The 12406-nt window shown below is 71.2% G+C and carries 9 protein-coding genes and 1 pseudogene; 3 read left to right on the top strand and 7 right to left on the bottom strand.

The window, feature by feature from the left end; all coding sequences use genetic code 11:
- Positions 1-129: 129 nt before the first annotated feature.
- The 7 genes from CCN72_RS06660 to CCN72_RS06630 all read right to left on the bottom strand — a co-directional run bounded on the left by CCN72_RS06660 (position 130) and on the right by CCN72_RS06630 (position 9026).
- Positions 130-2802 (bottom strand): KGGVGR-motif variant AAA ATPase, encoded by a 2673-nt coding sequence (locus tag CCN72_RS06660; protein ID WP_086806702.1) that lies wholly within the window; start codon positions 2800-2802, stop codon positions 130-132.
- 5 nt (positions 2803-2807) lie between these two features.
- A complete protein-coding gene (locus CCN72_RS06655; RefSeq protein WP_136100256.1) occupies positions 2808-3224 on the bottom strand; it encodes a hypothetical protein in 417 nt (138 codons plus the stop codon).
- 124 nt (positions 3225-3348) lie between these two features.
- On the bottom strand, positions 3349-5052 hold the full coding sequence (locus CCN72_RS06650; RefSeq protein WP_086806700.1) for a bifunctional uroporphyrinogen-III C-methyltransferase/uroporphyrinogen-III synthase: 1704 nt from the start codon (positions 5050-5052) through the stop codon (positions 3349-3351).
- Positions 5049-6008, bottom strand: a complete 960-nt coding sequence (hemC, locus tag CCN72_RS06645; RefSeq protein WP_086806699.1) for a hydroxymethylbilane synthase — start codon at positions 6006-6008, stop codon at positions 5049-5051. The genes CCN72_RS06650 and hemC overlap by 4 nt, the downstream gene beginning before the upstream one ends.
- Positions 6005-7684, bottom strand: coding sequence for a glutamyl-tRNA reductase (locus CCN72_RS06640; protein ID WP_086806698.1), 1680 nt, complete (start codon positions 7682-7684; stop codon positions 6005-6007). Before CCN72_RS06640 ends, hemC begins: the two co-directional genes overlap by 4 nt.
- Positions 7681-8445: a redox-sensing transcriptional repressor Rex gene (locus CCN72_RS06635; protein ID WP_086806697.1), complete on the bottom strand. Its 765-nt coding sequence runs from the start codon at positions 8443-8445 to the stop codon at positions 7681-7683. Before CCN72_RS06635 ends, CCN72_RS06640 begins: the two co-directional genes overlap by 4 nt.
- Positions 8446-8726: 281 nt before the next feature.
- On the bottom strand, positions 8727-9026 hold the full coding sequence (locus tag CCN72_RS06630; RefSeq protein WP_202442825.1) for a glutaredoxin family protein: 300 nt from the start codon (positions 9024-9026) through the stop codon (positions 8727-8729).
- Between the two features lie 110 nt (positions 9027-9136).
- Between CCN72_RS06630 and CCN72_RS06625 the strand changes: the two genes are divergently transcribed.
- From CCN72_RS06625 to CCN72_RS06615, 3 genes and pseudogenes are all read left to right on the top strand, one after another.
- Positions 9137-10066 (top strand): HAD family hydrolase, encoded by a 930-nt coding sequence (locus CCN72_RS06625; protein ID WP_086806695.1) that lies wholly within the window; start codon positions 9137-9139, stop codon positions 10064-10066.
- A gap of 325 nt (positions 10067-10391) precedes the next feature.
- On the top strand, positions 10392-11186 hold the full coding sequence (locus CCN72_RS06620; RefSeq protein WP_037663396.1) for an ECF subfamily RNA polymerase sigma factor, BldN family: 795 nt from the start codon (positions 10392-10394) through the stop codon (positions 11184-11186).
- Between the two features lie 247 nt (positions 11187-11433).
- Positions 11434-12406, top strand: a pseudogene (locus CCN72_RS06615) (DUF5667 domain-containing protein); the annotation flags it as partial.

Raw genomic sequence — 12406 nt, 5'->3', positions numbered from 1 at the left:
GTGCGGGCCACTGCCACTCAGGGATCGGTACGGTGGTCCGGTGGCTGACATCGACAAGGTGGTCGGCGTGCGGGTCGCAAGGGCTGGCCGCAGCGCGGGCAGGCAGCCTTGTCCATCAGTTCCGGCTCCTCACAGCCCCCTGACCACCCGCGCCCTTCCCTGCGTGCGAAAGCCCAGGGCATGCCGGTAGATCTCAGGCATCCGGTACCGGCCATCGGCGTCCTTGGCCAGCGCGCCCCACTCTTCGAGGTCCTGTGCCTCGTCCGACTCCAGTGCGACGTCGGACGCCTCGAACGGCATCTTCACCGACTCCGAGAAACTCGACATGCGCCGAAGAAGCTCCCCCAGCCGGGGATTCTCCTGGCCGATCTCCTCGACCTTGGCCCGGCTGCACGCCACCAGCGCCCTGCGCATGGCCGCCGGGGTCAGCACGCGCTCGGACCAGCGGCCGTCGCCCACGGACACCTTGGCCGCCTCGCACAGGAAGCGCACGATGTCCCGCGCCTGGATCTCCGCATTGAAGTCCGCGAGTGCCGCCGGTACCCAGCGCTCGGTCCAGGCCTCCCGTGAGGACTCCGTGCCCAGTTTCGCCCCCCACAACGGCAGCAAAGCCCGGACGATCTCGTCGAAGCCCATGTCCGCGATCAGACGGGACGGCTCGGTGACCGCGCCCGCGTTCACCGCCACCCAGAGGGACAGTCGCAGCGCGTCCTCGGCCTCCCACCGCAGTTCGTAAGGCGAGTAGCGGGCGAGGAACTGCCCGAGGTTCTGCCGGATGGCCGCACGGACGAGATCTTGCCGCACGAAGACGACAAGACCGAGCGAACGGCTGCGCAATCGACGCAGCCAGGCGGGGACCTCTATCAACAGCGCCCGCAGGGCCATGCGTTTGGACTCGGAGTCCGGCGTCCCCAGCCAGTCCTCCAACCCATCGACAACGAACAGGGTGGCGTCCGGGGCCTGATTGATCCGGATGAGGAAGTCCTCGGAAGGATCTCCTTCGCCCGCACCCGCCGCACGAGCCAGGCACTCCAGCCAACGGTCGCGCCAGAACTCGGCTTCTCCCGCCCGTTCGTGGCGCAGACCCGCGTTGAGATGTGCGCGGATCTCGTCCGCGGTGATGCCGACACCGCCCGCCACCGCGTCACGCAGCTGCTGGGGCGACGCGTCACCCTGTTCGGCGATGTTCGCCGGGTCCAGCACGGGCACCACGCGCGCGGAGCGCTGGACGTGCTGGTCGTTCTCGGCGGCGAAGCACTCCCACGTCGTCTGAGCGCACATACGGGCGAACGTGAACGTCTTGCCCGACCCCTTGGCCCCTACTACGACCGCCACGGGGAGATCGGTGCTGTGGTCGGCGATGAGCCGGCGCACCGGCTCGGTGGTGAGGAACTTGAGGCCCAGGTCGGTGCCATGCTGCTCGGCAAAGATCAGGCGACCCGCGTCGGCCGCCAGAGCACGCCGGCGGTCGTCCAGCGTGCCGGGCTCCTCTTCCGGCGCACCGGGGACCGTCAGGCCGGGGGCGAACTCCTCCAGCAGCTCGGGCAGGCCGCACCGTCGTACGACCTCCACCACCGCGTCCCAGCTCTGCGGCAGGGCGAGCAGTTCCTCGCGGAAGGGGCTCAACACCGGTTCGGTCAGGACCTGTTCGTCCACCGCCAGTTCATCCGGGGAGGGCGTGCCCTCGCCGGCCGTCTCCGGCACCGCGAAGGTCGTGGACAAGGCGGCGGACAGCCGCGTCCGCGCCTGCTCGGCGTGGCCGTCGTGAACGTCCAGCCGGTACTGGGTGATGACGGCGCCGGGCGCGGGGTCGACCCCCGCTACAGCCGGTGACTGCCCGCCCAACTGGCGGATCAGCGTTTCGGTGCCTTGCAGGGACTGGCTGCTGACGGTGGTGACGAACACCCTCATGACGCGGGGGTCGAGCAGGATCGGGGCAGCCAGTTCGGACGCACCCGCGCGGAGATCGAGGACGACCGTGTCCGCCCCGGCCGCCTCGGCGAGCGCGGCGAGCGACTCGCTCAGGAAGTACGGTGACCGGTCTTCGGTCAGCAGGTCCGCAGGAGCGATCCGCGGCGGACCGAGCCGCGTCCGTCGGCTGGCGGGCAGCACCGTCACCCATCCCGTCCCCGGATACTTCGACACCCGCTGGTTCGGCAGAAAGGCCGCGGCGATCTCCACGGCCCGCGTCGCGTCCCCCTGCTGGGCCGAGTGCAGCAGGGCGAGCAGGTCCTCGTACGCGATGTCGCAGCGACCATGCTGCGCCTGGTACATCCAGGTGATGCCAGGTGCCTCAAGGTCCGCGTCGATCAGGAGAACACGCTGTCCCCGCATGGCGAGATGGTCGGCCAGCGCCACCGCGTGCAGGGTGCGTCCCACCCCGCCCTTGAAGGAATGGAAGGCGATCAGCTGCTTGTCTCCGGGGAACTCGGCGCTCTGAGGGCGGGCGAGTGACTCGCCCAGTTCCCGTACGACACGCCGCTCGCCGAGACGAGGCCGCCGCATCACCTTTTCGCGTTGGCCGACCGCGACCAGCCTCACCTTCAGGGCGTCAGGGACGTGGGAACTCGGCCGGTCCAGCCCCAGTTCGAGGGCGCCGTCGTGTTCCGCGGTGGAGCCCAGGCCGAACAGGGCGTCCAGCCAATCCCGGACCATGGCCTCCGTGGTTCCGGGCCGCACAGACAGCTCCAGCCCGTCCCACCAGGCGTCGGCCTCCAGCAACCAGTCCGGCCACTCACCCGCGACCGCGGCCTCCGCGAGGTGGGCATCCACATCGACCCAGGTGAAGAGCCTCTCGGCCATTACGCTCACATCCTCTTCCTGGCGTCGTTCAGCAACGACTTCAGGGCGTCCAGCGCCGCTTTCTGATCATCCGCACGCAGTTCTGCACCATAACGCCACGCTTCGTGCAGTTCGCGGCTCTCGATCCAGGCGGCGCCCTTGTGCCGTCGGCATCTCAGCGGGTCGGGCCCGGTCCCGGGGTCCTTCAGGTTCAGCGCCTTGGCCAAGCGCCGCAGATCGTGCGAGCGCAGATCACCCGGCAGGCCCGCAGTGTCTCTGCAATGAAGGACGCGGTGCAGCAACTCGGCCTTCAGGCCGCACTCAGCCGCGTAGAAAAGCAGCAGCCCACTCGCCGGTAACTCCCCTGCGCTCTCGGCGGCCCGCGCCTGCTTCTCCAGTCTTTCGCGGCTGCGACGCAGCTCGCCCACCCCCACGTCAACCATGGCGGCAGCGTACTGATCTCGGGCGGCGGGCGGGGAGCACTTCTCCGACCACCGCTCAGCCCCGGAAACACCAAGCGTCCCGCACCACGCGCTGTGGTGCGGGACGCAAGGGTCCATGGGGGGATCAGGTCGTCGAACGACGCCTCCGCGCCCCCGGCCTGCGCTCGCTCGGGCGGGTCACCGGGTCGCCCGACTCCAGCGCCGCGTCGCGGCGCTTCGCGCCGAAGTCGGCCAGGGCCTCGGCCAGTTTCGCGACCGAGGGTTCCGGGGCCATGACGTCGACGCGGAGGCCGTGTTCCTCGGCCGTCTTCGCCGTCGCGGGGCCGATGCAGGCGATCACCGTCACGTTGTGCGGCTTGCCCGCGATGCCGACCAGGTTGCGGACCGTGGAGGACGAGGTGAACAGGACCGCGTCGAAGCCGCCGCCCTTGATCGCCTCGCGGGTCTCGGCCGGCGGGGGCGAGGCGCGCACGGTGCGGTACGCCGTGACGTCGTCGACCTCCCAGCCCAGCTCGATCAGACCGGCCACCAGGGTCTCCGTGGCGATGTCCGCGCGCGGGAGGAAGACGCGGTCGATCGGGTCGAAGACCGGGTCGTAGGGGGGCCAGTCCTCCAGCAGACCGGCGGCCGACTGCTCGCCGCTCGGGACCAGGTCCGGCTTCACGCCGAAGGCGATCAGCGCGCGAGCCGTCTGCTCGCCCACCGCAGCCACCTTGATACCCGCAAAAGCCCGAGCGTCAAGGCCGTACTCCTCGAACTTCTCCCGCACCGCCTTCACCGCGTTGACCGACGTGAAGGCGATCCACTCGTAGCGGCCGGTGACCAGGCCCTTGACCGCGCGCTCCATCTGCTGGGGCGTGCGCGGCGGCTCCACCGCGATGGTGGGGACCTCGTGCGGCACCGCGCCGTAGGACCGCAGCTGCTCGGAGAGCGCCGCCGACTGTTCCTTCGTGCGCGGCACGAGCACCTTCCAGCCGAACAGCGGCTTGGACTCGAACCACGAGAGCTGGTCGCGCCGGGCGGCGGCGGAACGCTCGCCGACCACGGCTATCACCGGGCGGCCACCGTCCGGCGAGGGCAGCACCTTCGCCTGCTTCAGCGTCTGCGCGATGGTGCCGAGCGTCGCGGACCAGGTGCGCTGGCGTGTCGTCGTACCGGCGACGGTGACCGTCAGCGGGGTGTCCGGCTTACGGCCGGCCGAGACCAGCTCGCCCGCCGCGGCGGCCACCGCGTCCAGGGTCGTGGAGACGACCACCGTGCCGTCGGAGGCGCCGACCTCGGTCCAGCAGCGGTCGGAGGCGGTACGGGCGTCCACGAACCGGACGTCCGCGCCGTCCGCGTCCCGCAGTGGCACCCCGGCGTACGCCGGCACACCCACCGCGGCAGCGACACCGGGTACCACCTCGAAGGGCACCCCGGCCGCGGCGCACGCCAGCATCTCCTCGGCGGCGTCCGTGTCGAGCCCGGGGTCACCCGCGACCGCACGCACGACCCGCCTGCCGCCCCGCGCGGCCTCCATGACAAGATGAACGGCATCCCGGGCAGGAGACGGGGCAGCGGCGGTGGTTGACGTGCCGTCAACGACCGTGAGCTGCGGCGTGCCCGGTGGCGACGTGGAGAGGTTCCCGTCGGTGTGCACGACGGAGACGCCCTGCCGCGCGTGCGTCCGGATCACATCGAGCACCTCGGGCTCGGCGATCAGGACGTCCGCGTTCGACAGTGCCTCCACGGCGCGCAGAGTCAGCAGTCCCGGATCCCCGGGTCCGGCACCGAGGAAGGTGACGTGCCCGTGTTCCGGACCGGCGGCAGGAAGGGCGGTGGGGCTCAATGTGCTCGCTCCCCCATCAGACCGGCCGCGCCCTGGGCGAGCATCTCGGCGGCGAGTTCGCTACCGAGTGCCAGCGCACCTTCGTGCGTCTGGGGCACGGGACCGGTGGTGGACAACTGCACCATGCGGGTGCCGTCGGTGGTCCCGACGACGGCGCGCAGGCGCATTTCCTTGACAAACTGCCCGCCCTCCAACAAGTCGGCCAACGCACCCACAGGTGCGCTGCAACCGGCCTCCAGGGCGGCGAGCAGTGACCGTTCGGCGGTCACGGCGGCCCGTGTGAACGGGTCGTCGAGCTCGCCGAGCGCCGCGATCAGGTCCGCGCGCTGGGCGGCGCACTCGATCGCCAGGGCCCCCTGGCCGGGGGCGGGCAGAACCGTGTCGACCGACAGGAAGTCGGTCACCTCTTCGATGCGACCGATCCGGTGGAGTCCGGCGGCGGCCAGCACGACCGCGTCCAGCTCGCCGTCGCGGACGTACCGGATGCGGGTGTCCACGTTGCCGCGGATCGGGACCGTCTCTATGTCCAGTCCGTGGGCGCGGGCGTACGCGTTCAGCTGGGCCATGCGGCGCGGGGAGCCGGTGCCTATGCGGGCGCCGCGCGGCAGGTCGGTGAACTTCAGGTCGTCGCGCGCGACGAGCACGTCCCGCGGGTCCTCGCGCACCGGCAGGGCGGCCAGGACCAGGTCCTCGGGCTCGGCCGTGGGGAGGTCCTTGAGCGAGTGGACGGCGAAGTCGACCTCGCCGCGCACCAGCGCGTCGCGCAGCGCCGTGACGAACACGCCGGTGCCGCCGATCTGCGCGAGGTGCTCGCGGGAGGTGTCGCCGTACGTCGTGATCTCGACCAGCTCGACCGGTCGCCCGGTCACCCGGCGGACGGCCTCCGCCACCTGACCGGACTGGGCCATGGCGAGCTTGCTCCGCCTGGTTCCCAGTCGCAGTGCCTTGTCACTCATGCCGGTCGGTCCTTCGTTTCTGTGCTGTCCTCGGCCCGGGAGACGGAGGCGACCGTCTCGGGGTCGAGGTCGAACAGGGTGCGCAGCGCGTCCGCGTACCCGGTGCCACCGGGCTCGGCCGCGAGCTGCTTGATCCGCACCGTCGGCGCGTGCAGCAGCTTGTCGACGACCCGGTGCACGGCCTGGCGGATCTCACCGCGCTGGCGGTCGTCCAGGTCGGGCAGGCGGCCGTGCAGCCGCGCGATCTCGGCGGCGACGACATCCGCGGCCATGGTGCGCAGCGCGACCACGGTCGGCGTGATGTGCGCCGCCCGCATGGCCGCCCCGAAGGCCGCGACCTCGTCGGAGACGATACGCCGCACCTGGTCCACGTCGGCCGCCATCGGAGCGTCGGCGGAGGCCTCGGCGAGCGACTCGATGTCCACCAGGCGCGCCCCGGCGAGGCGGTGCACGGCGGCGTCGATGTCGCGCGGCATGGCCAGGTCGAGGAGGAAGACGACGGGCGCGGGCCGCTCGGCGACCGGCTCGGGGCGGCGCCGCTCGGGGATCCGGCCCACGGTGGCGGCGGTCGCGGCGAGCGCGGTGATCAGCTCGGCGTCCGCCTCGGCGGACTCGGTGGTACGACCACCCGCCGGGCGCGTGTTGCCCCCGGCCGCCCAGGTCGCGTGCTGCTCCAGCGTGGCCGCGTCCATCCCGGCCACGGCGGCCTCGCCCAGGACGGAGAAGCCGGGCTGGGCCGCGGCCAGGTCCAGGGGGCAGTTCTCGTCGGCGGCGGGCTGCGGGGCCTCGGGCTTGACGGCCGTGAAACGGGGCTCGGTGACCGGCGGCTGCCCGGTGCGGCCCTCGACGGCCCCTGCGACCGACTCCGCCGTGAGCACCAGGCCCGTCGCCCCGGTACAGGAGACGACGACGTCGGCACGTGTCAGCTCGTCCGGCACGGCGTTCATCCGTACCGCACGGGCGGTCACCGCGTTGTCGTCGGCCTCCTGAAGGATCTCGGCGAGGCGCTCGGCACGGTCGAAGGTGCGGTTGGCCACGACGATCTCGGCGACCCCGGCCCGCGCGAGCGTGGCGGCGGCCAGCGAGGACATCGAACCGGCGCCGATCACCAGCGCCCGGCGGCCGGCCGCCCAGCGCTGGACGTCGCCGCCCGCGGCCAGCTGCTCCAGGCCGAAGGTGACCAGGGACTGGCCCGCGCGGTCGATGCCGGTCTCGGAGTGGGCGCGCTTGCCCACCCGCAGGGCCTGCTGGAACAGGTCGTTCAGCAGCTTGCCCGCGGTGTGCAGGTCCTGGGCGCGGGCCAGGGAGTCCTTGATCTGGCCGAGGATCTGGCCCTCGCCGACGACCATCGAGTCCAGGCCGCAGGCCACCGAGAAGAGGTGGTGGACGGCCCGGTCCTCGTAGTGGACGTACAGGTAGGGGGTCAGTTCCTCCAGGCCGACGCCGCTGTGCTGGGCGAGCAGCGTGGACAGCTCGGCGACGCCCGCGTGGAACTTGTCCACGTCGGCGTACAGCTCGATGCGGTTGCAGGTGGCGAGCACCGCGGCCTCGGTGGCGGGCTCGGCGGCGACCGTGTCGTGCAGCAGCTTGGTCTGGGCGTCCGCGTTCAGCGCCGCCCGCTCCAGCACGCTGACCGGGGCGCTGCGGTGGCTCAGTCCGACGACGAGGAGGCTCATGCGGGCATCACGGCGGGTACGTCCCCGTCGGGTCCCTGGTCGGCGTCGTCGCGGGGGGTGACGGCGGCGGCCTTGCCACCGTCGCCGGCCGCACTCTCCTCACCGGACTTGCGCTGCTCGTGGAAGGCGAGGATCTGGAGTTCGATCGACAGGTCGACCTTGCGCACGTCGACGCCGTCCGGCACGGACAGCACGGTCGGCGCGAAGTTCAGGATGGAGGTGACCCCGGCGGCCACGAGCCGGTCGCAGACCTGCTGGGCGGCGCCGGCCGGGGTGGCGATGACGCCGATGGAGACCCGGTCGTCCTTGATGATCTTTTCGAGGTCGTCGGTGTGCTGCACCGGGATGCCCGCGACCGGCTTGCCGGTCAGGCCCGGGTCCGCGTCTATCAGCGCTGCCACGCGGAAGCCGCGGGAGGCGAACCCGCCGTAGTTGGCGAGGGCGGCGCCGAGGTTACCGATACCGACGATGACAACCGGCCAGTCCTGGGTGAGGCCGAGTTCGCGGGAGATCTGGTAGACGAGATACTCCACGTCGTAGCCGACACCGCGCGTTCCGTAGGAGCCCAGGTAAGAGAAGTCCTTGCGCAGCTTGGCGGAGTTGACCCCCGCGGCCGCGGCCAGCTCCTCGGAGGAGACCGTGGGTACCGAGCGCTCGGACAGCGCGGTCAGGGCTCGGAGGTACAGCGGAAGCCTGGCGACGGTGGCCTCGGGAATCCCTCGGCTGCGGGTCGCCGGTCGGTGTGTTCGGCCAGTTGCCACGGTGCTCCTGATGGTAGAGCGGGGCTGCGGGCGGTCATACGTCCCCAGACCGCCCCGTCGACAGCAGGCTATGTCTTTGTGAACGCGTGCACAAAGATGGTGTCCGATTTGCCCGGCAGAAGTGACCGGGGTCACGCACCTTTCGCGCCGTTGGCGGGAACCGGCGGGCACACACCGGCGCGCCTTCGTTACTGGGGGCAAAACCGCACACGCTCCTCACGAATCCCGCCCCCGAGACCAAACCGCCCGTAGATCCTAAGCGACTTTCGGGACCAGTTGGACTACTCGGTCAGTGCTTTGCGGAGCCGATCGGCGTTCACGCGCCAGAAGGTGTGCTGTTCACCGTCGACCAGTACGACGGGGATCTGCTCCCAGTACCGGTCGTACAGCTCCTTGTCCTCGCCGATGTCCTTCTGGTCCCACGGCACCCCGAGTTCCCCGCAGACCTTCTCGATCACGGCCTGCGCGTCGTCGCACAGATGGCAGCCGGGCTTGCGGATCAGGGTGACCAGCCGCTCGCCGGGCTCGGTCTTCGCGTTCTTGTCGCCGCTGCGTCGGAAGAGTGGACTCATACCGGCCATTCTCGCGCGCCGCCCCGGCACACCCGGTTTAACCCTTGCCTCACCCAGAGTTCACGGCCTTTGAACCTTCCGGCTCGGGGAGCACCGAACAGACTGGCTATGCTCACGGCATGGCCGCTCTCGGATGGCTCACTCCCCGTAGGCGCTCCGCCACGGCGCGGAGCGTGTTGGCAGGCGAGGCCTCGGCCGAGGCCGCCCGCAAGTCCTCGGAGGAGGCACAGGAGACCGCGCGGGCCGACGCGGAGGAACCGGCTTTCCCGGTGATCGGCGACACCAGCGCGGCCGCCTTCTTCGACCTCGACAACACCGTGATGCAGGGCGCCGCGATCTTCCACTTCGGGCGCGGCCTGTACAAGCGGAAGTTCTTCGAGACCCGCGACCTGGCACGCTTCGCCTGGCAGCAGGCGTGGTTCCGGCTGGCCGGGGTCGAGGACCCCGAGCACATGCAGGACGCCCGCGACTCGGCGCTGTCCATCGTCAAGGGCCATCGCGTCGTCGAGCTCCAGACCATCGGCGAGGAGATCTACGACGAGTACATGGCCGACCGCATCTGGCCGGGCACCCGCGCGCTCGCCCAGGCACACCTGGACGCCGGGCAGAAGGTCTGGCTGGTCACGGCGGCGCCGGTGGAGATCGCCACGGTGATCGCGCGCCGGCTGGGTCTGACCGGGGCGCTCGGTACGGTCGCGGAGTCGGTGGACGGCATCTACACCGGCCGGCTGGTCGGCGAGCCGCTGCACGGGCCCGCCAAGGCGGAGGCGGTGCGCGCGCTGGCCTCGGCGGAGGGCCTGGACCTCGCCCGCTGCGCGGCGTACAGCGACAGCCACAACGACATCCCGATGCTCTCGCTCGTCGGCCACCCGTACGCCATCAACCCGGACGCGAAGCTGCGCAAACACGCGCGGGAGAAGGACTGGCGGCTTCGGGACTATCGCACGGGGCGCAAGGCGGCGAAGGTGGGGATTCCGGCGGCGGCGGGCGTCGGCGCGGTGGCCGGTGGCACTGCGGCGGCGATCGCCTTGAGTCGCCGGCGCCGGTAGGTCCTGGCCGACGGGGGTCTCGCCGCAGAAGGTGGGCACCTCTCGACGGCCCTCCACGCGCCCGGAATTATGCCGCGGCCATTTCAAGATGTCCTGGAGTTCGCCGAAACACGCCCTTTTTCGGTCAAGAAGTGATCAGGTTGCGGAACGGAATTGGGCAACAATCGGTTACAGATGCGACGCAATCGGTGATTTGAGCAACTCGGTGTAGCAGGGCCTGCACGAAGCGTTATTCTCCTCAGACGCAAACCGGTACCCCTCCGTCGCTACGACGGGTGAACGGTTCCGCACTGCACGTGATGAAAGCTCTGCCTCTGGGAGTCCCGTGTACCCACACGTCGGGGTTGACGCCTCGGGCCTGGCTACGCTGCGCGCAACTGTCGCAACGGTCAAAGAGACGCTGCTGCGCGGCCTCGTCCCCACCGCGCTCACCGTCCCCGCCTTCGCCATCGCCGCGCCCACGGGCCCGTGCTACGCACTGGCCGACGGCGGCGCCGCCATCGCCAGACGCGGCCGCCCCGCGGGCGCGGGCGGCGGCGCCACCACCGCCCGCCGCCCGGCCGCCGACAGCGACAGCGCCCGGATGATGGATCTGGTCGAGCGCGCCCAGGCGGGCGAGGCCGAGGCCTTCGGACGGTTGTACGACCAGTACAGCGACACCGTCTACCGGTACATCTACTACCGGGTGGGCGGCCGCGCCACCGCCGAGGACCTGACCAGCGAGACCTTTCTGCGCGCCCTGCGCCGGATCGGCACCTTCACCTGGCAGGGCCGCGACTTCGGCGCCTGGCTGGTGACGATCGCCCGCAACCTCGTCGCCGACCACTTCAAGTCCAGCCGCTTCCGGCTGGAGGTCACCACCGGCGAGATGCTGGACGCCAACGAGGTCGAGCGCTCACCGGAGGACTCCGTCCTGGAGTCCCTGTCGAACGCCGCGCTCCTGGACGCCGTACGACGCCTCAACCCGCAGCAGCAGGAGTGCGTGACGCTCCGCTTCCTCCAGGGCCTCTCGGTCGCGGAGACCGCCCGGGTCATGGGCAAGAACGAGGGCGCGATCAAGACCCTCCAGTACCGCGCGGTGCGCACTCTCGCCCGGCTGCTGCCGGACGACGCCCGCTGAAAGCACCCGCCCCCGGCCCGCCACTCCGGGCGACCGCCAACTCACCTTCCGTAAAGGCGCGTTGACTTTCCGCACGGATCGATCGGGGTCCGTAACCCAAGTGCCGCGCCAGTCGTTGTGCGGGATACAGGCTCCCTGTGGTCACCTCCCGGCCAGCCCATCGCTCGATCGGGTGGAGTGGCCGGGGGCGTGCAACCCTCAGGACCCCCTGGGGAGTCGACCGTCATGACGAGAGGAGGTGCCGCCAGTGATCGCGAACGTATCGGCGCACCGGCGGGCGAACGCCTTCGCCCAGGCCCTGGAGGAGCAGCCCGACCGGGACACGGCGGCCGAGCAGTCCGACGAACCGGCGGGTTCCCCGCCGACCACCGAGGAACTGACCGAGCGGGGCCGTCTGCTGGCCCTCGCGGACGGACTCGGCGCGCTGCCCAGGCCGCAGCTCGACCCCGACGTCAAGGTCGTCCAGCGCGCACAGCTGGTGGCCGCGATGGAGGCCATGCTCCAGGAGGGGACCGGGGCGGAGCCGACCGTACCGGGTCAGCGCAAAGGCAAGGGCGCGCACCGGGCGAGCCCGCTGGGCAAACTCCGGCCGCGGACCAGGCTGACACGCCCTGCCCGGCGACTCGCTGTACGGACTGAAACGCGGCATCGAGGACTTCAAGCTCGACTATCTGAGCAATGGCGAGGACCAGCGCGGCCAGGTCTACCTCGACCAGGCCTCCACCCGGCTCGGCGAGGCCCGTCGGCTGATGGAGCGCGGTCGCGGCGGCCATCTCGACCATGAGTCCATCGGCGAGATCCGCCGCACCCTGTCCGGGATGCAGCACGACGTCACCGAGGGCCACCGGCTGCTGCACGCGGCCTACGAGGCCGATCCGGACCAGCTGGGCCCGATCCAGGCGCTGTCCACGTTCTCCCGGTCCCACCGCGAGGCATGGAGCGCGCTGAGCGACAAGCTGCCGGTGCAGCTCGGGGACGTCAAACAGCAGGTGTCGTCGGTGTTCGACGCCATAGACCAGGAAGTCGCCCCGTTGCAGTCCCTGCTGCCGCAGCAGTCCTCCCAGGGCGGCGACGGCAGGCACCGGGGCTCCGGCTCCGCGTCCCCCGGCACCCCTCGCTCGACCCCGCCGCGCCACAGCGCCCCGTCCACCGGTCACGGCACCACCGAGCACCCGACCGGCACGGCCAGCGAGAGCACCGACGACGGGCTGCTCGGCGGC

Source organism: Streptomyces murinus (assembly GCF_002154555.1).
In the GTDB taxonomy this organism is placed as follows: Bacteria; Actinomycetota; Actinomycetes; order Streptomycetales; family Streptomycetaceae; genus Streptomyces; species Streptomyces murinus.
This window is presented reverse-complemented; position numbering and strand designations above follow the sequence as displayed.